This is a genomic window from Pseudonocardia sp. Ae331_Ps2 (genome assembly GCF_001932405.1).
GTDB lineage: Bacteria > Actinomycetota > Actinomycetes > Mycobacteriales > Pseudonocardiaceae > Pseudonocardia.
This window is the reverse complement of sequence record NZ_MCIM01000001.1, coordinates 145,373-166,283: the sequence shown is the minus strand read 5'-3', so window position 1 is coordinate 166,283 and position 20,911 is coordinate 145,373. Positions and strand designations below refer to the sequence as shown.

At 73.8% G+C, this 20,911-nt stretch carries 23 protein-coding genes, 1 pseudogene and 1 riboswitch; of the genes and pseudogenes, 9 read left to right on the top strand and 15 right to left on the bottom strand.

The features are described 5' to 3' along the window. Positions 1-104: 104 nt before the first annotated feature. Positions 105-1,871 (top strand): annotated as a pseudogene (locus Ae331Ps2_RS34095) (ComEC/Rec2 family competence protein); the annotation flags it as partial. 243 nt (positions 1,872-2,114) lie between these two features. Here Ae331Ps2_RS34095 and thrC read toward each other — a convergent pair. Further along, entirely contained in the window at positions 2,115-3,383 is a 1,269-nt protein-coding gene (gene thrC, locus Ae331Ps2_RS00815; RefSeq protein WP_075311355.1) for a threonine synthase, read from the bottom strand. A gap of 6 nt (positions 3,384-3,389) precedes the next feature. After that, positions 3,390-3,543: riboswitch (SAM riboswitch) on the bottom strand. A 140-nt stretch (positions 3,544-3,683) separates the two neighbouring features. On the opposite strand from thrC, the gene holA reads away from it, so the two are divergent. Beyond that, positions 3,684-4,652, top strand: coding sequence for a DNA polymerase III subunit delta (gene holA / locus Ae331Ps2_RS00810; protein WP_020626284.1), 969 nt, complete (start codon positions 3,684-3,686; stop codon positions 4,650-4,652). Between the two features lie 113 nt (positions 4,653-4,765). On the opposite strand, the gene rpsT is transcribed toward holA, so the two are convergent. Together rpsT and cynS are read right to left on the bottom strand one after the other, a co-directional pair. After that, positions 4,766-5,029, bottom strand: a complete 264-nt coding sequence (gene rpsT / locus Ae331Ps2_RS00805; protein ID WP_020626283.1) for a 30S ribosomal protein S20 — start codon at positions 5,027-5,029, stop codon at positions 4,766-4,768. A 170-nt stretch (positions 5,030-5,199) separates the two neighbouring features. Continuing rightward, positions 5,200-5,664: a cyanase gene (gene cynS, locus Ae331Ps2_RS00800; protein WP_020626282.1), complete on the bottom strand. Its 465-nt coding sequence runs from the start codon at positions 5,662-5,664 to the stop codon at positions 5,200-5,202. Positions 5,665-5,898: 234 nt separating this feature from the next. On the opposite strand from cynS, the gene lepA reads away from it, so the two are divergent. Further along, a complete protein-coding gene (lepA, locus tag Ae331Ps2_RS00795; RefSeq protein WP_075311357.1) occupies positions 5,899-7,761 on the top strand; it encodes a translation elongation factor 4 in 1,863 nt (620 codons plus the stop codon). A gap of 85 nt (positions 7,762-7,846) precedes the next feature. Here lepA and Ae331Ps2_RS00790 read toward each other — a convergent pair whose 3' ends face one another. Both Ae331Ps2_RS00790 and Ae331Ps2_RS00785 read right to left on the bottom strand, forming a co-directional pair. After that, positions 7,847-8,275, bottom strand: a complete 429-nt coding sequence (locus Ae331Ps2_RS00790) for a MarR family winged helix-turn-helix transcriptional regulator (protein WP_020626280.1) — start codon at positions 8,273-8,275, stop codon at positions 7,847-7,849. A gap of 221 nt (positions 8,276-8,496) precedes the next feature. Then, positions 8,497-9,462: a zinc-binding dehydrogenase gene (locus Ae331Ps2_RS00785; protein ID WP_075311360.1), complete on the bottom strand. Its 966-nt coding sequence runs from the start codon at positions 9,460-9,462 to the stop codon at positions 8,497-8,499. Positions 9,463-9,506: 44 nt separating this feature from the next. Here Ae331Ps2_RS00785 and Ae331Ps2_RS00780 point away from each other — a divergent pair, with 44 nt between their 5' ends. Then, positions 9,507-9,689 carry a hypothetical protein gene (locus Ae331Ps2_RS00780; RefSeq protein ID WP_020626278.1) on the top strand — a complete coding sequence of 61 codons (183 nt, stop codon included), beginning with the start codon at positions 9,507-9,509 and terminating at the stop codon, positions 9,687-9,689. A gap of 4 nt (positions 9,690-9,693) precedes the next feature. On the opposite strand, the gene Ae331Ps2_RS00775 is transcribed toward Ae331Ps2_RS00780, so the two are convergent. Next, positions 9,694-10,539: an NAD-dependent protein deacetylase gene (locus Ae331Ps2_RS00775; RefSeq protein ID WP_075311362.1), complete on the bottom strand. Its 846-nt coding sequence runs from the start codon at positions 10,537-10,539 to the stop codon at positions 9,694-9,696. A gap of 318 nt (positions 10,540-10,857) precedes the next feature. Between Ae331Ps2_RS00775 and Ae331Ps2_RS00770 the strand changes: the two genes are divergently transcribed. Then, a complete protein-coding gene (locus Ae331Ps2_RS00770) occupies positions 10,858-11,739 on the top strand; it encodes a hypothetical protein (protein ID WP_075311364.1) in 882 nt (293 codons plus the stop codon). A gap of 182 nt (positions 11,740-11,921) precedes the next feature. Here the strand turns inward: Ae331Ps2_RS00770 and Ae331Ps2_RS00765 are convergent, their stop codons facing one another. Genes Ae331Ps2_RS00765 through Ae331Ps2_RS34090 form a run of 3 tightly spaced genes read right to left on the bottom strand, consistent with a single transcriptional unit; the run spans position 11,922 to position 13,307 of the window. Then, on the bottom strand, positions 11,922-12,710 hold the full coding sequence (locus Ae331Ps2_RS00765; RefSeq protein WP_075311366.1) for an enoyl-CoA hydratase-related protein: 789 nt from the start codon (positions 12,708-12,710) through the stop codon (positions 11,922-11,924). Positions 12,711-12,727: 17 nt separating this feature from the next. After that, positions 12,728-13,177: an OsmC family protein gene (locus Ae331Ps2_RS00760; protein WP_075311368.1), complete on the bottom strand. Its 450-nt coding sequence runs from the start codon at positions 13,175-13,177 to the stop codon at positions 12,728-12,730. Between the two features lie 58 nt (positions 13,178-13,235). After that, positions 13,236-13,307, bottom strand: a complete 72-nt coding sequence (locus tag Ae331Ps2_RS34090; RefSeq protein ID WP_371336414.1) for a putative leader peptide — start codon at positions 13,305-13,307, stop codon at positions 13,236-13,238. Between the two features lie 151 nt (positions 13,308-13,458). Here Ae331Ps2_RS34090 and Ae331Ps2_RS00755 point away from each other — a divergent pair, with 151 nt between their 5' ends. Next, positions 13,459-14,319: an LLM class F420-dependent oxidoreductase gene (locus Ae331Ps2_RS00755; protein WP_020625692.1), complete on the top strand. Its 861-nt coding sequence runs from the start codon at positions 13,459-13,461 to the stop codon at positions 14,317-14,319. Between the two features lie 9 nt (positions 14,320-14,328). Here the strand turns inward: Ae331Ps2_RS00755 and Ae331Ps2_RS30885 are convergent, their stop codons facing one another. Then, a complete protein-coding gene (locus Ae331Ps2_RS30885) occupies positions 14,329-14,571 on the bottom strand; it encodes a hypothetical protein (RefSeq protein ID WP_139318973.1) in 243 nt (80 codons plus the stop codon). A gap of 314 nt (positions 14,572-14,885) precedes the next feature. Between Ae331Ps2_RS30885 and Ae331Ps2_RS00745 the strand changes: the two genes are divergently transcribed. The 3 genes from Ae331Ps2_RS00745 (at position 14,886) to Ae331Ps2_RS00735 (ending at position 17,878) form a co-directional block, all read left to right on the top strand. Beyond that, positions 14,886-15,353 (top strand): ribonuclease domain-containing protein, encoded by a 468-nt coding sequence (locus Ae331Ps2_RS00745; RefSeq protein ID WP_075311372.1) that lies wholly within the window; start codon positions 14,886-14,888, stop codon positions 15,351-15,353. After that, on the top strand, positions 15,350-15,721 hold the full coding sequence (locus tag Ae331Ps2_RS00740) for a barstar family protein (protein ID WP_075311374.1): 372 nt from the start codon (positions 15,350-15,352) through the stop codon (positions 15,719-15,721). Before Ae331Ps2_RS00745 ends, Ae331Ps2_RS00740 begins: the two co-directional genes overlap by 4 nt. Before the next feature lie 204 nt (positions 15,722-15,925). Continuing rightward, positions 15,926-17,878 carry an FAD/NAD(P)-binding protein gene (locus tag Ae331Ps2_RS00735; RefSeq protein WP_075311376.1) on the top strand — a complete coding sequence of 651 codons (1,953 nt, stop codon included), beginning with the start codon at positions 15,926-15,928 and terminating at the stop codon, positions 17,876-17,878. Positions 17,879-17,916: 38 nt separating this feature from the next. On the opposite strand, the gene Ae331Ps2_RS00730 is transcribed toward Ae331Ps2_RS00735, so the two are convergent. The 5 genes from Ae331Ps2_RS00730 to Ae331Ps2_RS31745 form a co-directional block, all read right to left on the bottom strand. Continuing rightward, positions 17,917-19,101 (bottom strand): YeiH family protein, encoded by a 1,185-nt coding sequence (locus Ae331Ps2_RS00730; RefSeq protein ID WP_083695089.1) that lies wholly within the window; start codon positions 19,099-19,101, stop codon positions 17,917-17,919. Beyond that, positions 19,098-19,274 carry a hypothetical protein gene (locus Ae331Ps2_RS31750; RefSeq protein WP_020624370.1) on the bottom strand — a complete coding sequence of 59 codons (177 nt, stop codon included), beginning with the start codon at positions 19,272-19,274 and terminating at the stop codon, positions 19,098-19,100. The genes Ae331Ps2_RS00730 and Ae331Ps2_RS31750 overlap by 4 nt, the downstream gene beginning before the upstream one ends. A 94-nt stretch (positions 19,275-19,368) precedes the next feature. Next, a complete protein-coding gene (locus Ae331Ps2_RS33815; RefSeq protein ID WP_020624369.1) occupies positions 19,369-19,497 on the bottom strand; it encodes a hypothetical protein in 129 nt (42 codons plus the stop codon). 97 nt (positions 19,498-19,594) lie between these two features. Next, on the bottom strand, positions 19,595-20,509 hold the full coding sequence (locus Ae331Ps2_RS00725; RefSeq protein ID WP_075311378.1) for a sulfite exporter TauE/SafE family protein: 915 nt from the start codon (positions 20,507-20,509) through the stop codon (positions 19,595-19,597). A 135-nt stretch (positions 20,510-20,644) separates the two neighbouring features. After that, positions 20,645-20,797 carry a hypothetical protein gene (locus tag Ae331Ps2_RS31745; RefSeq protein WP_020624367.1) on the bottom strand — a complete coding sequence of 51 codons (153 nt, stop codon included), beginning with the start codon at positions 20,795-20,797 and terminating at the stop codon, positions 20,645-20,647. Between the last annotated feature and the right edge of the window lie 114 nt (positions 20,798-20,911).

Genomic DNA, 20,911 nt, shown 5'->3' with positions numbered 1-20,911 from the left:
CCGACCGCGGCGCCGCCGCCGAGGTCCGCGTCCGGCTCACTGACGACCCCCGGATCCTGCGCAGCACCACCGGTGGTGGCGACGAGTCCGGCGCCGCCCGGGCGATGGCGCTGGTCCCCACCGAGCTCGTCACGGCCACCGTCGGTGGCGGTCGGGCGACCACCGGCGGGAAGCTCCTGCTCCTGGCCCCGGCAGCGGAGTGGACCGGGCTGCTCCCCGGTCAGGAGGTCTCCGCCGCCGGGCTGCTCATGCCCGCACAGCGTCCCGACCTCACGGTCGCCGTGCTGAAGGTCCGCGGCGCACCGCAGGACGTGACCGCGCCGCCGTGGTGGCAGACCGGGGCCGGGGCCCTGCGCGACGGCCTGCGCGACGCGGCGGTCGCCGCACTGCCCGAGGCACCGGCGGGGCTGCTGCCCGGGCTCGCGATCGGGGACACCCGCGCCCAGCTCGCCGAGACCGAGCAGGACTTCCGGACCGCGGGGCTCGCGCACCTCACGGCCGTCTCCGGCGCCAACGTCGCGATCGTGACCGGGGCGGTGCTGCTCCTGCTGCGCCTGTTCCGGACCGACCCGCGGATCGCGGCCGCGGTGGCGATGGTCGCCCTGGTCGGGTTCGTCGTGCTGGCCCGGCCGTCGCCGTCGGTGCTGCGTGCGGCGGTGATGGGCGGGGTCGTGCTCATCGCGTTCGCCGCCGGCCGGGCGCGGTCCGCGGTGCCCGCGCTGGCAGTGGCCGTGCTCGGCCTGCTGCTGGCCGTCCCCGCCCTGGCCGTCGACGCGGGTTTCGTGCTGTCCGTCGTCGCCACCGGTGCGCTGGTGCTGCTCGGGCCGGGGTGGACGGCGGCGCTGCGACGGCGCGGGCTGCCGTCCGGGCCGGCCGAGGCGCTGGTCGTCCCGGTCGCCGCGGCGCTGGCCACCGCGCCGGTGATCGCCGGGCTCAACGGGGGAGTCGGGCTGGTCACCGTGGTGGCGAACCTGCTCGCGGCGCCCGCGGTCGCCCCCGCGACGGTGCTGGGCGTGCTCGGTGCGGTGCTGTCCGCGGTGAGCCCGGCCGCAGCGTGGTGCTGCGCCTGGCTGGCGGGGCCGTTCGTGTGGTGGCTGGTCGTGGTCGGGGACCGGGCCGCCGCGGTGCCCGGTGCCACGGTGCCGTGGCCCGCGGGCGCGGGCGGCGCGCTGCTGCTCACCGGGGTGCTCGTCGTGCTGCTGGCGATGGGCCGGGTGCCGCGCCTGCGGGCGCTGTTGCTGGCGCTGCTGGTCGGGCTCCTCGTCGTCCTCGTCCCGACCCGGTTCGCCCCGCCCGGCTGGCCGCCCACCGGGTGGCGGATGGTGGCCTGCGACGTGGGTCAGGGCGACGCGCTCGTCCTCGCCACCGGCACCCCGGGGCACGCCGTCCTGGTCGACACCGGGCCGACGGACGACGCCGTCGACACCTGCCTGGACCGGCTCGGGGTCCGGGTCCTGGAGCTCGTGGTGATCACCCACTTCCACGCCGACCACGACGGCGGCCTCGCCGGCGCGCTGCGCGGTCGGGCCGCGGGCGGGATCGCCGTCGGGCCGGTGCGGGAACCGGCGTCGGGGCTGCGCGAGATCACCCGGCACGCCGAGCGGGCCGGGGCTCCGGTGGTGGGGCTCGTTCGCGGGATGGAGCTGGGGTGGCCGGAGCTGCGCCTGCAGGTCCTCGGCCCGGTCCACCCGCCCCTGACGGTCGACGGCGGCGACGGGACGGCGGTGAACGACATCTCGCTGCTGCTGCGCGCCACCACCCCGGCCGCGACGATCCTGCTGACCGGCGACGCCGAACTGGCGGCCCAGGACGACCTGCTCCACTCCGGGGTCGACCTGCGGGCCGAGGTCCTGAAGATGCCCCACCACGGGTCCCGCAAGGTGGTCCCGGACCTGATCACCGCCGTCGCGCCGCGTGCGGCGGTGATCAGCGTCGGCAACGGCAACAGCTACCGGCACCCCAACCCGGAGCTGGTGGACCGGCTGGCCGGGGCGGGCGTCGTCGTCGCACGCACCGACCGGTCCGGTGACCTGGCCCTGACCGGCGACGACCCGGCCGGGCTGACGGTGGTCGCGCGTGGCGACCCCCGTCCGGCTCCCGGCCGGCGGGGCCGGTCAGCCCCGGTTCGCCAGCGCCTCGCGGACCGCGGAGGACGTCGACGGCACGGTCGCCGTCGGGCCGACCTCGCCGGAGACGGCGTCGAGGGTCTTGAGCCCGTCACCGGTGATCATCAGGACGGTCCCGGCGTCGGGGTCGAGCGCCCCGGCCTCGAGCAGCTTCTTGGTGGTCGCGATGGTGACCCCGCCCGCGGTCTCGGCGAACACGCCCTCGGTGCGGGCCAGGAGCCGGATGCCGGCGACGACCTCCTCGTCGGACACGTGCCCGACCGAGCCGCCGGTGCGGCGCACCGAGTCGAGGACGTACGGACCGTCGGCCGGGTTGCCGATCGCCAGCGAGCGCGCGATGGTGTCCGGCTTCTGCGGCTGGATCACGTCGTGACCGGCCTCGAAGGCCCGCGCGACCGGCGAGCAGCCGGTGGCCTGGGCACCGAACACGGTGTACGGGGTGGGCTCGACCAGACCCAGGGTGCCGAGCTCGGTGAACCCCTTGTCGATCTTGGTGAGCTGGGAGCCGGATGCGACCGGGACGACCACCTGCTGCGGGAGCCGCCAGCCGAGCTGCTCGGCGACCTCGTAGCCCAGGGTCTTCGAGCCCTCGGCGTAGTACGGGCGGACGTTGACGTTCACGAACGCCCAGTCCTCGTGCTCGGCGGCCAGCTCGGTGGCGAGCCGGTTGACGTCGTCGTAGTTGCCGTCGACGGCGAGCAGGGTGCCGCCGTAGACCGCGGTGGTGACGATCTTCGCCTGCTCCAGGGAGGACGGGACCAGCACGACCGAGTCCCAGCCGGCGCGGGCGGCCGCGGCGGCCACGGCGTTGGCGAGGTTGCCCGTGGAGGGGCAGCACAGCACCGAGAAGCCGAGCTCACGGGCGGCGGCGAGCGCGACGGCGACGACGCGGTCCTTGAACGAGTGCGTCGGGTTGCCCGTGTCGTCCTTGATCCAGATCTTGCGGACGCCAAGCGCGCGGGCCAGGTTGTCGGCCTCGATCAGCCGGGTCAGGCCGGGCTCGGTGTTCGCGTGCTGCTCGACGGTCGAGGGGACCGGCAGCAGGTCCTTGTAGCGCCAGATCGACTTCGGGCCGGCCTCGATGGAGGCGCGGGTGACCGTCGGGAAGTCGTAGGCCACCTCGAGGGGGCCGAAACAGCGCGGACACGCGAACTCCGCGGCGAGCGGGGTCTCGTGGCGGCACTCGCGGCACGCGAGAGCGCGCGCGGAGCCCAGGTCGTAGGCAGAGGTGGTTTCGGGCGCAGCAGTGAGAGTCACGAGATCTCCTCATCTGTCCCGCCGGAGGTGGCGGGCCGGAATTGGCACCGTGTTCGTCGACGTCCTCGCCGCGCGGAAGGCGCAGGTCTGGGCGGATCGTCGTGCGACGCCGGTTGCCGGGGCTTCAACGGGCCGTTCCCTCTGCCCCTCTGGATGAGCCATATGCGGTTGTGGTGCTCCGGACGCCGAGCGCCGGAATCGACGACGACGGTACGCGAACGGGGCACCGCACCGCCAGACGAGGTCGTCGTGCCGGGACGCGGCTCACCCGTTGTCGGGGGTGTGGGCCACCATGGGGGTGTGAGCAGCACGAGCGAACCGGGCCCGCTGCAGCTGGTCGTCGGGGACGAGGAGTTCCTGGCCGAGCGGGCGGTGTCCGACCTGGTCCGGCGCGCCCGGCAGCGCGATCCGGAGACCGAGCTGCGCCGCTTCCGCACCTCCGAGGTGGCACCCGGCGAGCTCGCCGGGCACCTCAGCCCCTCGCTCTTCGCGGAGGGCAGGGTGATCGTGCTCACTCATGGCCAGGATGCGAACAAGGACATGACCGCCGCCCTCGCCGACTACGTGAAGGACCCGGCCGACGGGATCGTGCTGGTGGTCCAGCACGCCGGGGGGGCGAAGGGCAAGGCGGTCCTGGACCTGATGCGCAAGGCCGGGGCGCACACCGTCACCTGCAACCGCATCACCCGCGCCGACGAGCGGTCGGACTTCGTGCGCGACGAGGTGCGTCGCCACGGCGGCACCATCACTCCCGGTGCGCTCGCGGTACTGGTCGAGGCGGTCGGGTCGGACCTGCGGGAGCTGGCGGCTGCGGCCGGGCAGCTCGTCGCGGACACCGGCGGCGCCGTGGACGAGGCCGGGGTGCGGCGCTACCACCGCGGCCGGGCCGAGTCCTCCGGCTTCGCGGTGGCCGACGCGGCGGTCGCGGGGGACCGGCGGGCGGCGATGGAGGCGCTGCGGTGGGCGCTGGTGCTCGGTGTCCCGCACGTCCTGATCGCCGACGCGCTCGCGGACTCGGTGCGCACCCTGGCCAAGGTCGGCTCGGCCGGGCGGGGCGACCCGAACCGGCTGGCCGGTGAGCTGGGCATGCCTCCGTGGAAGATCCGTAAGGCCCAACAGACGGTCCGGCAGTGGCGTCCGGAGCAGCTCGCCGTCGCCATCGCGGCGACCGCCCGGGTGAACGCCGACGTCAAGGGCGTCGCCGCGGACGCGGGGTACGCGTTGGAGCGGGCCGTGCTGGCGGTCGTGTCCGCCCGCACCCCGCGCTGAGCCCCGCGCCCGCAGCACGCGCACGGGCTCCGGCCCGGGGGCACGACAGGTCCGGAAACACGACGACGGCGCCACCCCGATGGGGCGGCGCCGTCGTGGGGAACCGGGGTGGCTCAGGCCTGGACGTCGTTGAGACGCTTGGCCAGGGCCGACTTGCGGTTCGCTGCCTGGTTCTTGTGGATGACGCCCTTGCCGGCCGCCTTGTCGAGGGCCTTGGCCGCCTTGCGCTGCAGCTCCACGACGTTGTCGGCGCCGGAGTCGGCGGCCTCGCGGAAGTGGCGGATCGCGGTCTTGACCGACGACTTCACCGACTTGTTGCGCTGCCGGCGCTTCTCGTTGGTCTTGACACGCTTGATCTGCGACTTGATGTTGGCCACGTCTGCCTCTGGTCTTCCTGCCTGCTGGTCGGCTGGTCTTGTGTACGTCCGGGTCCGCTCCGGCGGCACCGAACAGCATCACTGGAGAGAGGGTCCAGGCCGTTTCGGGCGAGCACGCCGAGCGCTCGACGCACAAGGTTACCAGCGGCGTCCTCGCCCCCTGTTCCGGGTCACCAGACGCGGTAGGGCAGGAACTTCCCGTTCAGCGTGATCACGGCCCGGTCGCCCTTCGGGTCGGCGACGCGCTGCAGGTCCAGCTCGAAGTCGATCGCGGACACGATGCCGTCGCCGAACTCCTCGCGGACCAGCTCGGAGATCGTCGTGCCGTACACCTGCACCATCTCCGAGAGGCGGTAGACCAGCGGGTCGGTGAGGTCCACCGCGGCCGCGCCGCGCTCCGGCGGGAGGGTGAGGGCGTCGACGACGTCGTCGTCCAGGTCCAGCAGGGAGCCTGCGGCCTCGGCCTGCTCGCGGGTCAGCGTCTGCTGCCCGAGCAGGGCCGAGGTGGACCACTCCAGCGAGCGGCCCAGTGCCTCGGCGATCTTGTCCCAGGTCAGGCCCAGCTTCTTCTTCCGGGCGAGCACGACACGCGCCGCGCTCAGCCGGTCGAGCGGGGGGACGGGGGTGACCGACACGGTGACTCCTCCGGGTTGGGGACTGGGCTCCTGGCCGTTCGATCGTGCGCGATCGGCCGCGTCGGGGCAACGCGGGGACGCCCGGCGTGAACAGCGTGTGACGACCTGCGGTGCCACCACGGCGGCCGCCCGGCCCGACATGGGACGATGGGTCCCAGTGCCCCGAGCCCCGAGTGCCCTGAGCACCCGAAGTGCCCGAAGCCCCACGCATGAGCGAAAGCCGAGTACAGCCGAGTGACGACGTACGCCGACCGCACGTTCACCCCGCCGGAGCGCATCCGGAACTTCTGCATCATCGCCCACATCGACCACGGGAAGTCGACCCTGGCCGACCGGATGCTGCAGGTCACGGGGGTACTGAGCGATCGTGACGCCCGGGCCCAGTACCTGGACCGGATGGACATCGAGCGCGAGCGCGGCATCACGATCAAGGCGCAGAACGTCCGGCTGCCGTGGACCGCGAAGAACGCCGACGGCGTCGAGACCGAGCACGTGCTGCATCTGATCGACACCCCGGGCCACGTCGACTTCACCTACGAGGTGTCCCGGGCGCTCGAGGCGTGCGAGGGCGCGATCCTGCTGGTCGACGCCGCGCAGGGGATCGAGGCGCAGACCCTGGCCAACCTGTACCTGGCCATGGAGAAGGACCTGCACATCATCCCGGTCCTCAACAAGATCGACCTGCCTGCCGCGGACCCGGAGCGCTACGCCGCGGAGATCGCGCACATCACCGGCTGCGAGCCGGAGGACGTGCTGCGGTGCAGCGCGAAGACCGGTGAGGGTGTGGAGGCGGTGCTCGACGCCGTCATCGCCCAGGTCCCCGCCCCGGTCGGCGACGCCGACGCGCCCGCCCGGGCGATGATCTTCGACTCGGTCTACGACACCTACCGCGGCGTCATCACCTACATCCGCGTCGTCGACGGGAAGCTCTCGCCGCGCGAGAAGATCAAGATGATGTCCACCGGCGCCGAGCACGAGCTGCTCGAGATCGGCATCGTCTCCCCGGAGCCCAAACCGTCCGACGGCCTCGGCGTCGGCGAGGTCGGCTACCTCATCACCGGGGTGAAGGACGTCCGCCAGTCCAAGGTCGGCGACACCGTCACCTCCAAGCGCAACGGGGCCACCGACCCGCTGACCGGCTACCGCGAGCCGCAGCCGATGGTCTACTCCGGGCTCTACCCGATCGACGGGTCGCAGTACCCCGACCTGCGCGAGGCGCTGGACAAGCTGCAGCTCAACGACGCCGCCCTCACCTACGAGCCGGAGACCTCGGCCGCGCTCGGCTTCGGCTTCCGCTGCGGCTTCCTCGGCCTGCTGCACCTGGAGATCACCCGCGAGCGCCTCGAGCGCGAGTTCGACCTCGACCTGATCTCCACCGCGCCCAACGTCGTCTACCAGGTCACCACCGACGACGGCGAGGAGATCGAGGTGACCAACCCCAGCGACTGGCCGGTGGGCAAGGTCGCCGAGGTCCGCGAGCCGATCACCAAGATCACCATCCTGGCGCCGTCGGAGTTCGTCGGCACCATCATGGAGCTGTGCCAGAGCCGGCGCGGCCAGCTCGGCGGGATGGACTACCTGTCCGAGACCCGCGTCGAGCTGCGCTACACGATGCCGCTCGGTGAGATCATCTTCGACTTCTTCGACAACCTGAAGTCGCGCACCCGCGGCTACGCCAGCCTCGACTACGAGGAGGCCGGCGAGCAGGTCGCCGACCTGGTCAAGGTCGACATCCTGCTGCAGGGCGAGGCCGTCGACGCGTTCTCCGCGATCGTGCACAAGGAGTCGGCGTACTCCTACGGCACCTCGATGGCGACCAAGCTCCGCGAGCTCATCCCGCGCCAGCAGTTCGAGGTGCCGATCCAGGCCGCCGTCGGCGCCCGGATCATCGCCCGCGAGACGATCCGCGCGATCCGCAAGGACGTCCTCGCCAAGTGCTACGGCGGCGACATCTCCCGCAAGCGCAAGCTGCTGGAGAAGCAGAAGGAGGGCAAGAAGCGGATGAAGACGATCGGCCGCGTCGACGTCCCGCAGGAGGCCTTCGTCGCCGCGCTGTCCACCGGGGGCGGTACGGCCACCGAGAAGCCCAAGAAGTAGCCCCGCCCGCGAAGCGGGCCCGACTCCCAGCGGGGGAGTCGGGCCCGACGTGTACGTGGTGGGGGGCGGGGAGCGCGGGGGCCGCTTACATGGCCAGGCCTGCCCGGGGGCCGGGGATCGGCCCGTCGCACGGCGCGGGCCGGGCGGCGGGGGCACGGCGCGGCGACAGGATGCGCTGCACCCGCTGGCAGACGGACTCGACGACCGTCCGTCCCTCGGCAGACAGGTGCACCAGCACACGGCGCCGGTCGAGCGGGTCGGCCGACCGGTAGGCCAGCTTCTTCTCGACGAGGCGGTCCACGATCCGGGTGGCCGTGGGGGCGGGCAGCGACGTGTGTCCCGCGACCTCGCCCATGCTGCGGCCGGTGCCGCGGGCGAGCATCAACAGGACGCGCCAGCCGTCACGGCTGACGTCCGTCGAGGACGGGTTGGTGGACAGGGCTGTGGCCACGGCGTGGTCGACCCGGTCCAGGAACTCGACGACACCCGCGGCTCCAGGCGTCGGGGCAGCCATGGTGGCAGTCCCCGACGCCCGTCGACTGAAAGGCTCGGTCACGATGACGCACTGTACTTGCCGAGCGGGCGAAATCCGACCCTGTCCTGGGCAAACGTCCCCCGAGCGCCGGGCGGTCGTCACGCAGCGATGACCGACAGGGCGACGACCAGGCATTTCGTAGACCGCTTGACGTGACCCAACGACATCACGAATGCATCACACCCGGATCTCGTAACGAATCAGCGGGTCAGGACGATCTTCCCCGCCGTCCGCCCCGCGGACATCGCCTCGAACGCCTCCTTCGCGGAGTCCATCGGCAGTTCGGTCCCGATCTCCGGCGCGATCCCGGCCGTCGCGACGAAGTTCATGAGATCCACGAGCTCCTGCCGCGTCCCCATGGTCGACCCGACCACCTCGAGCTGGAGGAAGAACAGCCGCTGGAGGTCCGCGGGCGGGTTCGGGCCCGAGGTGGAGCCGCAGATGACGATGCGGCCACCGGGGCGCAGCGCCCGCATGGAGTGCTTCCAGGTGGCCTCGCCGACCGACTCCATGACGGCGTCGACCTTGCCCGGCAGCTTCGCGCCGGACTCGAAGGTGGCGTGCGCGCCGAGCCGCTCGGCCAGCGCGCGCTTCTCCTCGTCGCGGCCGGTGACCCACACCTGGAGGCCCGCGGCGCGGCCCAGCTGGATCAGCGCCGTCGAGACGCCGCCGGAGGCACCCTGGACGAGCACGGTCTGGCCCGGCTGCAGGCCCGACTTGGTGAACAGCATCCGGTACGCGGTCAGCCAGGCGGTGCCGAGCACGGCGCCCTGGCCGGGGGTGAGGCCCGTCGGGGCGGGGACCGCGTTGCGCGCCGGGACGATCACCTTCTCGGCCATCGTGCCCTGGTGGCGCTCGGTGAGCAGGGTGCGCTTCGGGTCGAGGGTCTCGTCGCCGCGCCAGTCCGGGTCGCCGATGATCGGGTAGAGGACGACCTCGGTGCCGTCGTCGAGGGTCCCGGCGCCGTCGCAGCCGAGGATCATCGGGAACTGGTCGGGCTTGATGCCGACCCCGCGCAGCGTCCACAGGTCGTGCATGTTGAGGCTGGCGGCGGAGACGGTGACGGAGACCCAGCCGTCGGGGACCTCGGGGTCGGGCCGCTCGCCCACGACGAGGGAGTCGAGGGGAGCGTCGGCGTTGGGCTCCTGCGCGTAGACAGCGAACATGGCCCCGAACCTAATGCCTGGGCGCGGGGACTACCGTGTGGAGTGTGCGCACGATCATCGACGGCTGGGACGCGTTCGAGCTGTGGCTCACCGGCCTGCCGTTCGTGGTGCAGGTCGTGTTCGTGACGGTGGTGGTCCTGCCCGCGTGCGCGCTGGTCGCGATCGGGGCCGACCGCGCCACCCGGCGCTTCGACACGCCCCGCGGGCGCCGCGACGGCGGGGCCTGAGCACTCAGACCGGCTGGGCCGCCAGCGCGGTCAGGGCCTCCGAGCAGCCCGCGTCGACGCGCAGGTCGGCGAGCTCGTCGCCCCGGGTCGCCCCGCGGTTGACGATCACGACCGGCACCTCCGCCCGGTGGGCGGCCCGGACGAACCGCAGCCCCGACATGACGGTCAGCGAGGACCCGGCGACGAGCAGCGCACCGTCCTCGGGGGTCAGCGTGGCCACCATCGCGTAGCACCGCGCCACCCGGTCCTTCGGCACGTTCTCCCCGAAGAACACGACATGCGGCTTGAGGACCCCGCCGCAGGACGCGCACGGCGCGATCCGGAACCCGTCGGTGATCTCCACCGCGGCGTCGCCGTCCGGGGCGGTCTCGACCTGCGCACTGTGCGCCTCGGTGAAGCCGGGGTTCAGCGCGGTGAGCCGGGCCGCCAGCGCGTCGCGGGCGGTGATCCGCCGGCAGTCCAGGCAGACGACCTCGTCGATGCGCCCGTGCAGGTCGACGACGCCGCGGCTGCCGGCCACCGTGTGCAGGCCGTCGACGTTCTGCGTGACCAGCCCGTCGACGACGCCCGCGGCCCCCAGCGCGGCCAGCGCGCGGTGACCCGGGTTGGGGTCGGCGCGGCGCATTCGGGCCCAGCCGACGTGGCTGCGCGCCCAGTACCGCTGCTGCGCGGGCTTCCCGGAGACGAACTCGGAGTAGGTCATCGGGTTGCGCGGGCGCGAGCCCGGGCCGCGGTAGTCCGGGATGCCGGAGTCGGTGGACAGCCCGGCCCCGGTGAGGACGACCAGGCGTCGCCCGGCGAGCAGATCCAGCGCCGCACCCGGGTCGGTGGTGACGGCGGGGGAGGGCATGCCTTCCAGAGTAGGCGCGCCCGGCGGCACCCCGCGCTCCGACGGCCGGCGTCACCGCTCCGCCCTGCCGCCCCTTCGCTCCACCTCCCGCTCCGCCGAGCACCCCTGCCTGCCGCGCGCCTCTCGCCCCGCCGCACGCGCTCGGCCCCGCCGGGGCGCCGAACGGGCCCGCCGAGTGGTACGCGGTGAACCCGTCGGGGCCGGTCCCGGGTCCGTGGTGTGCCACTCGGCGCACCCCGGCGACCGAACTGGTTCGCGATCGCACACCAGGGACGCCGAACGGCCCCGCCGGCGCGGTGTCCCGGCGATCCTGCGCCGGTGGACGTACCGGGGTGGCCCCTGATCTTCCGCGGCTCGGCCGCTGTCCGAGCCGGTCTCGTGACGGCGCGACGGCTGCAGGGGCCGGCGTTCGTCCGGGTGCTGCCCGACACCTGGGCCGCCCGACACCTCGTCCCGCTCGGGCACGCCGACCGGTGCCGGGCGGTGTCCCGCTGGTCCGGCGGTCGCGGGGTGATCGCGGGATGGGCCGCGGCGGAGCTGTCCGGTGCTCCGTGCGCGCCGGCCGGGGCGCCGGTCGAGGTGCTGCTCCCGGTCCGGGCCCGGGCCCCGGCCGGGGTGCGCGTGCGCCGCGACCGGCTGCACCCCGGTGAGATCGAGTGGCGCGACGGGATCCGGGTCACCACGCCCTTGCGCACCGCGTTCGACCTCGCCCGTGGTGAGGACGAGACCGACGCCGTCGTCGCGGTGGACGCGCTGGCGTTCCGGCACGGGTTCTCCCCGGACCTGCTGCTGCACTTCGCGGTCCGCTACCGGGGGCTGCGCGGGGTGTCCAGGGTCCCCGGCGTGCTGGGGCTCGCCGACCGGCGCGCCGCGTCGCCACCCGAGACCCGGCTGCGGTTGCTCCTGGTCCGGGCCGGGCTGCCGAGACCGCAGGCCCAGCACCCGGTGCGCGACGACGTCCGGCGCCGCGCGGTGTGGCTCGACCTCGCCTACCCCGCGGCCCGCGTCGGCATCGAGTACGAGGGTGCCGACCACACCGGCCCCGACCGGGTCCTGCGCGACGCCGCCCGGGTGACCCGCCTCGTCGACGCCGGGTGGCGGATCTACCGCTACACCCGGTTCGACCTGCGCGACGAGCCCGGGCGCATCGTCGCGGAGATCGGCCGGGCCCTGGACCACGCGCCGAGTGGTACGTCGTGAACCCGTCCGAGGGGGTCCGAGGTGCCTGACGTGCCACTCGCCGGGCCGGGCCGGGCCGGCTCAGGCCAGGGCGTGGGCGGGCCGGGCCGGGTCAGGGCGAGGCGGGGCCAGGCGCGCCGGGCCAGGGCGGGGCGAGGCGAGGCCGGGCCAGGCAGGCCGGGCCAGGGCCGGGGGCAACGGGCTCAGCCCTGCGGCACCCAGGACGGCGTCCGCTTCTCCCCGAAGGCCCGGATGCCCTCCTGCCCCTCCTCGGAGGCGAAGTAGGACGCGGACAGCGTGTTCATCGCGGCGAAGTCGTCGCTCATCGCCGCCGGGCGCTCGCGCCGCAGCATCGCCTTCGTCCCGGCCAGAGCGCCGGGCGCACCGAGGCGCAGCATCCCGGTGTAGCGGGCCACCTCGTCGTCGAGGGCCTCGGCCGGGACGGCGCTGTTGATCAGCCCGACGGCCACCGCGCGCCGCGCGTCGAAGGTCTCGCCGGTGAGGAAGAGCTCGTGCGCGGCGCGGGCGGACAGCCGGGGCAGGACGGTCACCGAGATGACCGCGGGCACCACCCCGATCCGGACCTCGGAGAAGGCGAAGGTGACCGACTCGGCGGCGACGGCGATGTCGCACGCCGCCACGATCCCGACCCCGCCGGCGCGGGCAGGCCCCGACAGGCGGGCGACGACCGGCTTCGGGGAGTCCCACAGCGTGGTCAGGATCCGCGGCACCTCGGTGACACCCTGCTGCTCGGCGCCCGCGCCCCGCGACTCCCGCAGGTCCATGCCCGCGCAGAACACCGTGCCGGTGTGGGTCAGCACGATCACCCGCACCGCGTCGTCGGCGATCGCCGCGTCGAGGTGCGCGATCAGCTCCCGGCGCAGCTGCGCCGAGAGCGCGTTGCGGTTGCGCGGCGAGTCCAGGGTGATGGTCGCGATCCCGGCCTCGACGGCCAGGTGGACGAGTGCGGGGGAGTCGACGGTGTCTGCCACCCCCGCAGACTAGGACCTCAGGCCTTCGTCCAGGTGCTGGTGATCGACACCCCGGCCAGGGCGAACAGCTGCGACACCGGGCAGCGGCGCTCGGTCTCGCTGGCGAGCTGCGCGACCTGCTCGTCGGTGCCGTCGGTGGTGATGACGGCGTCGATCCGCAGGTTCTGGAAGGTGGTCTCGCCGTCGCGGTGGGTGCCGGTGGTCATCGTCGTCGGGTTGAAGTCGGCGGCGACGTCGAAGCGCACGTGCTCGATCGTGATGCCGAGCTCCTTCGCGACGATCGAGCTGGTGACCTGGTTGCACGACGACAGCGAGGCGAGCGTGTAGGCGAGCGGGCTGGGGTGCTCGTCCTTGCCGCCGAAGGCGGGGTAGGCGTCGGTCTCGATGACGTAGTCGGCGCCGTCGACCGCGACGGTCTGCGCGACGCCGGTGCCCTGACCGCTGACGGCGAAGGTGACGAGGGGCATGGGTGAAACTCCCAGGGGTGCGATACGTGTGCGGGGGCCGCTGATCAGAGGCGGCGGTTCAGGGACACGGACAGAGCGCCCCGGCCGTCCGGGCGAGGTCGATGTGCAGCCTCCGCACGAGCGCGATCACGACGCCAGTGAACCGCACCGAACGGTTGTGCGCGACGTGATGGAGTCGACCGAACCGGCGACGCCCGTGGTCCGATGCGTGCGGTGGCGCCCGTCGTCGGGAGAGGGCTACGCTCGTAAACGGAGATTGCTCCGTTTATGGGAGGACAGCTGTGAGGATCGGACTGCACATCGCGGACTTCACCTACCCGGCCGGCCCGGCCGGGCTGGCCGACGACCTGTCCCGGATCGCCGCGGCGGCCGAGGAACAGGGCTTCGCGCGGGTGAGCGTCATGGACCACCTCTGGCAGATCCGGCCGGTCGGACCGGTCGAGACCGACATGCTCGAGGCCTACACCGTGCTCGGCTACCTGGCGGCCCGCACCGAGAAGGTCGACCTGCTGGCCTGGGTGACCGCGGTGACCTACCGCGACCCTGGTCTGCTGGTGAAGGCCGTGACCACTCTGGACGTGCTGTCGAAGGGCCGCGCGATGCTGGGCATCGGAGCCGCCTGGAACGACGAGGAGGCCACCGGGCTCGGACTGTTCTTCCCGCCGACGGCGGAGCGGTTCGAGCGGCTGGAGGAGACGCTGCGCATCGCCCGGCAGATGTGGAGCGACGACGACGGCCCCTTCGAGGGCACCCACTACCGGCTCGGCGCCACGCTGAACACGCCGCAGCCGCTGCGCAGGCCGCACCCGCCGATCCTGATCGGCGGTGGTGGGGAGAGGAAGACGCTGCGCCTGGTCGCGCAGTACGCCGACGCGTGCAACCTGTTCGGCGGCCCCGAGCTGGAGCGCAAGCTGGACGTGCTGCGCACCCGCTGCGAGGAGGTGGGGCGCGACTACGACGAGATCGAGAAGACGGTCATGACGCGGCTCGACCCGGCCGATCCGAAGGCGGCGGTCGAGGAGCTGCGCGGCTATGCGGCACTCGGCGTGCAGCACGTGCACACCATGGTGCCGGACGTGGCGGCGATCGAGCCGTTGCGGGTGTTCGGGTCGGAGATCATCCCGGCGGCCGCCGAACTCTGACCCGTCCGGTCAGCCGCCGGGTTGGCGGGGCATCGTCCGGAGGATCGCGACCTGCTGGTCCAGCTCGGCCGCGATCAGCTCGGCGTGCAGGGCGGCGGAGGCGTCGTCGTGTGCGGCGAGCGCGCGGTGGCGGCGCACCAGGTCGTCGATCGAGTCCAGCAGCCGGTCCACGGTCGAGCGGCCGGCCTGGGGTGCCGGGGTCTCCACGGGTGGGGGAGCCTCGGGCAGGGGGTGAATCAACTCTGCGGTCATGCGACGTTCTCCGTTGAACGTGTCGGGGTCGGGGCGTGTCATGCGCAGTCGTTCCTGGTCTCTCGAACTCCGTTGTACCCGCTCCAACGCTCTTTTACTGTGCGTAGAACACCGGTGCGACGCAGGACACGGTGACCGGGTGCGCCGGCGCGGTGACCGGTCGTGATCATCGCCTGTCAGGGGCCGGTCGGCGCGGTCGGCGGGCGAACGGAGGGTGGTCGTCGCGCCGGTCATGGAAACGGCGGGTGACGAGCCCGTGACGGTTCGTTGCGACACCTGTACCCGAAAGGGTGACGCAACCTAGCGTCCGGACCATGATCATTCGACCGGATGCGCGGACCGGGCTGCGTGCCCTGATCGTCGGGGCGCTCGTCGCCGTACTGGCCGTCCTCGGCCTCGCCCTGCCCGCCGCGGCCGTCGCCGCACCCGCCCCGGCCGCGCCGGCCGCCGTCGCCGCTCCCGCCGCCCCGGCCGCCGTGCCGGGGGAGGAGGAGTCCGGGCTGCCGGTGCGGGCGCTGTCGTCGCTGCCGTCGCAGGCCACCGACACCTACCGGCTGATCCGCTCCGGCGGGCCGTACCCGTACAGCCAGGACGGGACGACCTTCCAGAACCGGGAGGGGATCCTGCCCGCGAAGTCCTCGGGCTACTACAAGGAGTTCACCGTGACGACCCCCGGGTCGAGCACCCGCGGTGCCCGGCGGATCGTCACCGGATCGGGCGGGGAGTACTACTACACGGCCGACCACTACGCCTCGTTCGTCGTGGTAGACGTCTCGAGGTGAGCACCCTTCCCCGTGAGAGCGCCGGAACCGCCCCCGCCGTCGACGCGGCCCGGGGGCGGGCCGGTGGCTCCGGTCTCGTCGCCGTCGTCGAGGGGGCCGCGGACCGCACCGCGGTCCTGTCCGCCCTCGGCCGGGCGCTGAGCTTCCCCGAGTACTACGGCCACAACCTCGACGCGCTGGCGGACTGCCTGGGCGACCTGTCCTGGCTGCCCCCCGGGCCGGTCGAGCTCGTCGTCGCCGACGGGCCGCTCGCCGCGGCCGACCCCGGCACCCACGCGGCCGTCCTGGAGATCCTCGCCGAGGCCGTCGAGACGACGGCGGGCACCGACCGGCCGTTGCGGGTCACCCTGGCGGGTCCGGCGACCTGAACCGCCACGCCCGGAATCCCAGGGGTGCGTCACGACGTTGACCCCGAGGAACGGTCCGTGACGGGTGGCCGTGGACGGGGAGGAGACCTACCGTGGACGCCATGGGTCTCCGGCTGGTGAGGCGCAGGCACGTCGACCTGTGCCGCCTGCGGTGGGCGCTGTGAGGGGTCGTCCCCCTCCGCCCGCCGAACCAGGAGCGCCCCCATGTCCCGTACTCCGCACGCCCCGTCCGTCGTGATCGTCGGCGCCGGCCCCCGCGGGGCCGGTGTGCTCGAGCGGATGGTCACGAGTGCCCCCGAGCTGCTGCCCGACGCCCTCGCGGGCCCCGGCGTCGACGTCCACCTCGTCGACCCGTTCCCGGCCGGGGCGGGCCGCATCTGGCGGCACGCGCAGTCCCCGCTGCTCGCGATGAACTCGATGGCCGCTGACGTCACGATGTGGACCGACGACTCGGTCGTCTGCGACGGCCCGGTGGCGCCCGGCCCGTCGTTCTGGGACTGGGCACGGGACCTGCGCGAGCACGGTGACCCGGTTGCCGAGCTCGGTCCGGAGCTCGCCGACGAGCTGGCGCAGGTCACGGCGTCGACGTTCCCGTCGCGGCGGCTGCAGAGCCACTACCTCGCCGCGGTGCTGCGCGAGGTCGTCGAGCGGGCGCCGGCCGGGATGCGCGTGCACGTGCACCGCAGCACCGCCGAGGCCCTCGACGAGGCCGACGGCCGGCAGGTCGTGACCCTCGCCGACGGCACCGTCCTGCGCGGCGACGCCGTCGTCCTGGCCTCCGGGCACCTCGACGCCACCCCCACCGACGACGAGATCGCGCTCGCCGCCCGCGCCGCCGAGCTCGGCCTGCTCTACCTGCCCCCCGAGCAGACCTCGGACTCCGACCTCTCGGTCATCGCCCCGGGCGAGACCGTGCTGGCCCGCGGGCTGGGGCTGGCGTTCGTCGACCTCGTGGTGCTGTTGTTCGAGGGCCGCGGCGGGCGCTTCGTGGCGGACCCGGACGACACCGACCCGGACCGGCTGCGCTACGAGCCGTGCGGGCGGGAGCCGGTGCTGGTCGGCGGGTCCCCGCGCGGCGCGATCTACCACTCCAAGACCCACTACCAGCTGCGGGGCGGGCGTCCGCCGCTGCCGCGGTTCCTCACGCCCGAGGTGGTCGACGCCCTGATCGCCTCCGGTGGCCCGGTCGACGTCGCCACCCAGGTGTGGCCGCTGATGGCGAAGGAGATCGGCTGGGGCTGGTACCACGAGCTGTTCGTCGGCCACCCCGACCGTGTCCGCGCCGGGTGGGACGAGTTCGCCGAGCGCTTCGCGGCCGTCGCGCACGGCTCGCCCGAGGAGACGGCGCTGATCGCCGAGCTGGTGCCCGACCCGCTCGACCGCCTCGACCTCACCGCGCTGGACCGGCCGCTCGACGGCGTGCACGCCCCGGACCTGGAGACGCTGCAACCGCTGGTGCGCGAGCGCATCGCCGAGGACCTGCGCCAGCACGTGGACGAGCGGCACACCCCGCACCTGGGCGCGTTCGTCGCGATGCTGTCGGTCTACACCGAGACCACCCGCCTCGCCGGGGCCGGGGTGCTCTCCCCGCGCTCGCGGGCGCGGGACCTGCCGTGGTGGCAGTCGTTCTTCAACTCCGTCGCCTCCGGCCCGCCGGGGTTCCGGGTCCGCCAGATGCTCGCGCTCTCCCGTGCCGGGTACCTGCGGTTCCTCGGGGCGGGGATGACCGTTGACGTCGACGCCGACGGGTTCCACGCCACGAGCACCACCCTCGCCGGCGCGGAGCCGGTCACCTCCCGGGTGCTGGTCGACGCCCGGCTGCCCGACCCGAGCGTCTCGCGCACCGTGGACGGGCTGCTGGGCGGGCTGCTCGCCCGTGGTGAGGCCGTCGAAGAGGTCCTGTACGACGACGACGGCGCCCCGCTGCGCAACACCGGACTGCTGTCGGTCCGCCCGGCCGACGGCGCACTGCACACCGCGGACGGCGGGGTGCACGAGCGACGGTTCGCGGTCGGGCCGCACACCACGGTCAAGGTCGCGGGGGCGTTCACCCGGCCCGGGATGAACGCGCAGAGCCTGCGCTACAACGACGCCGTCGCCCGGGCCGTGCTGGGGGCCCTGCCCGGCGCCGCGGCCCGCGCCGTCCCGGCGGCCTGAGCCGTCCCGCCCGGGGTGTGCCCCGGGCGGGACCGGACTCAGACCGTCAGACCGGAGAACAGCAGGACCGCCAGTCCGAGGCCGACGGCCAGGTTGACCCCGGTCGCCGCGGCGAACACCCCGATCGGGCGCCACCCGGCCTCCCGCAGCGGTGCCACCCGGAACTCCAGGCCGATCGAGACGAAGGCCAGGATCAGGAACGTCGTCCGGAAGGCGTTGACGTCGCTGATCAGCGGCTTCGCGACGTCGGAGCCGGCGGTCGCGACGAACACGGTCGCGATCACCGAGGCGGCGAGGAACCCGAGCACGAACTTGGGGAAGCGCTCCCAGAACTCGCGCAGGCCCGGCCGGCCCGCCGAGCCGCTGCGCTCGACCTTCAGCGTGAAATAGGCCGTCAGCGCCACCGCGACGACGCCCAGCAGCGCGTTCTGGGTGGTCTTCACGATGGTCGCGATCTGCAGCGCCTCCTCGCCGACGATCGCCCCGGCCGCGCTGACCGCGGCGGTGGTGTCGATGTTGCCGCCGATCCACGCACCGGCGACGGCGGGCGACAACCCCAGCGCCCCGACGGCGGCGGGCAGCAGGAAGATCGACGGCAGCGCGAAGAGGATCACCAGGCTGGCCGTGTAGGCGAGCTGCTCCTTGCGGGCCTGCACCGCGCCGGCGGCCGCGATCGCCGCGCTGACGCCGCAGATGGACACCGCGGACGCCAGCAGGGCGCGGAGCTTGTCGTCGACCCCGGCCCGCCCGGCGAGCCACCAGGTGAAGCCGAAGACCACGGTGATCAGGACGACCGCCTGCACCACGGCCGGTCCGGCGGCGCGGACGATGACCGAGAAGTCGATCGAGGCGCCGAGCAGGACCAGACCGGTCTTGATGAAGAACTCGGTGCGGAAGCCGCCCGAGAGCCGTTCGCGCAGCCCGGTCAGGGTGAGCACGACGTTGCCGAGCAGCCCGAGCGCGATCGCGTAGACCGGGTACTCGATCGCGTCGGCGATCCCGGACAGCGCGGTGCCCTCGGCGGCGTCCGGGACGGTCTGTTCGAGGAAGCGGACGAGTCCGCCGAGGACGAGGACGACCGCGACGCCGCCGAGCCCCCACAGGACGGGGGAGCGGGTCGACGCCTGTGTCCCGGAGCCGGACCCGGAGTCGGGCCCGGTCTCCGGCTGGGGCGGCGGTGGGGTCTGGGGTTCGGCCGGTCGGCCGGCGTGCTGGTCGGTCACGGGACCAGCCACCCCGGCCAGAGCCCGGACAGGATCAGCACGAGCAGGAGGAGGCCGACGACCGTCGCGGCCCAGTCCTCGTTCAGGGCGAGCCGGCGCTGTGCGGGGACGTCCCCGGGCTCGTGGTCGGTGCCGGCGCGGGTGCCGGGCGGGGTGTCGGACGGGGTGCTCACGGGTGGCCCCCGGAGGTGGTGCGGGACATGGAGTTCCTCCACGACGAGTGGGTGCGGGTACACGGCGGCGCGTGGCCCGGCCGGGCCACGCGCGTCAGAACCGTGGACAGAACTCGTCGTAGGCGTGCGGCCGCCGGGACGGCCAGAACTCCTCCCGGTGTCGCGCGAGGTACGCGAGGACCGCGGGGTGCGTCGCGCAGCGACGGGACACCGGGGCGGTCATGGCCCCGATCGTGCGCCGTCGGGACGAAGCGGACAAGGTGTCGCCCACGGGACGGACGGGGTGTCCGGACACCGCATCCGCCCGGCCCGTGGGGAGGTCAGCTGGTGGAGACCGGCTGCTCCTGGTCGACCGGCGTCGCCGCGTCCTCGGTCCGGCTGCGGCGCAGCCGGATGACCGCCGCACCGATCGCCAGCGCCCACAGCACGAGGATGACGGCGTAGACGGCCGCGGTCACCGCCCCGCTCGCGTCGGCGGCCCGCAGCAGCGTCCGGGCGTTGGTGAGGATGATGACGCCGCCGACCGCCGAGCCCAGGACCGGCGCCGGGATGCGGGTGACGAGCCAGGCCGCCAGCGGCGCGGCCAGCACCCCGCCGATCAGCAGCCCGCCGATGGTGGAGGGGTCGAGCACCTCGTGGCCGAGCCCGACGAGGAACCCGGCGCTCGCGGCGAGCGCCACCAGGAACTCCGAGGCGCTGACCGAACCGACGACGGTGCGCGGTGCGGTCCGTCCGGCGCCGAGCAGGGCCGGGGTGGAGACCGGGCCCCACCCGCCGCCGCCGGACGCGTCGACGAAGCCGGCGACCAGGCCGAGCGGGGACAGGAACCGGGCGCCGTGCGGGGAGGTGCGGGCGGTGGCGACCTTCGGCGGCCGCACGCTGAAGCGCAGCAGGACGTAGACGCCGAGGGCGAGCAGGATCCCCGACATGAACGGGGCGGCGTTCTCGGTGGACAGCGCCGACAGCAGCGTCGCTCCCAGGAACGCGCCGACCGCGCCCGGCACGCCCAGCTTGAGCACGAGCTTCCAGTCGACGTTGCCGAAGCGCCAGTGCGAGGCGCCGGAGGCGAGCGTGGTGCCGACCTCGGCCAGGTGCACCGAGGCGCTCGCGGTGGCCGGGTTGATCCCGGCGAAGACCAGCAGCGAGGTCGAGGTGATGCCGTAGGCCATGCCGAGCGCGCCGTCGACCAGCTGGGCCGCGAGGCCGACGAGGGCGAAGACGATGAGTGTGGGCACGGACGATCCTTCCCGGACTGCCGGCGGACGCGGTCCCGGGCCCCGGCGCGTCCCGGTGGGGGACGCGGGTGCGGGGCGGCCGCGGTCACGGTGACCGGTGGTGTGGTGGGGTGGCGCTCGGCGCCGTGGGACGGGTCAGCGAGCGCGACAGAACTCGTCGAACGCGTCGAGCCGGCGCGACGGCCAGAACCGCTCGAGGTGCGCGACGAGGTGCCAGGACACCGCCGGATCCGCCTGCGAGCGGCCGGGCGACAGGACCCGGTCGGCGGGCGTGGCGGTGGTGGTCACCGATCCATGGTGGAACGCGAGCGGGGTGTCGACAAGCCGACGTCCGCAGGTCGGGACCGCGGTGAAGGTGTCCGGACAACTCCTGTGACCAGCCGGTGTCCGGGCGGAGGCGTG

Bases quoted from the DNA above. Each gene is read 5' to 3' on its own strand.
- Ae331Ps2_RS00745 (WP_075311372.1), top strand. From the start codon at position 14,886: ATGATCATTCGACCGGATGCGCGGACCGGGCTGCGTGCCCTGATCGTC.
- Ae331Ps2_RS00775 (WP_075311362.1), bottom strand. From the start codon at position 10,539: ATGCCCTCCCCCGCCGTCACCACCGACCCGGGTGCGGCGCTGGATCTG.
- Ae331Ps2_RS00735 (WP_075311376.1), top strand. From the start codon at position 15,926: ATGTCCCGTACTCCGCACGCCCCGTCCGTCGTGATCGTCGGCGCCGGC.
- Ae331Ps2_RS30885 (WP_139318973.1), bottom strand. From the start codon at position 14,571: ATGACCGCAGAGTTGATTCACCCCCTGCCCGAGGCTCCCCCACCCGTG.
- Ae331Ps2_RS00760 (WP_075311368.1), bottom strand. From the start codon at position 13,177: ATGCCCCTCGTCACCTTCGCCGTCAGCGGTCAGGGCACCGGCGTCGCG.
- Ae331Ps2_RS33815 (WP_020624369.1), bottom strand. From the start codon at position 19,497: ATGACCGCCCCGGTGTCCCGTCGCTGCGCGACGCACCCCGCGGTCCTC.
- Ae331Ps2_RS00790 (WP_020626280.1), bottom strand. From the start codon at position 8,275: ATGGCTGCCCCGACGCCTGGAGCCGCGGGTGTCGTCGAGTTCCTGGAC.
- Ae331Ps2_RS00785 (WP_075311360.1), bottom strand. From the start codon at position 9,462: ATGTTCGCTGTCTACGCGCAGGAGCCCAACGCCGACGCTCCCCTCGAC.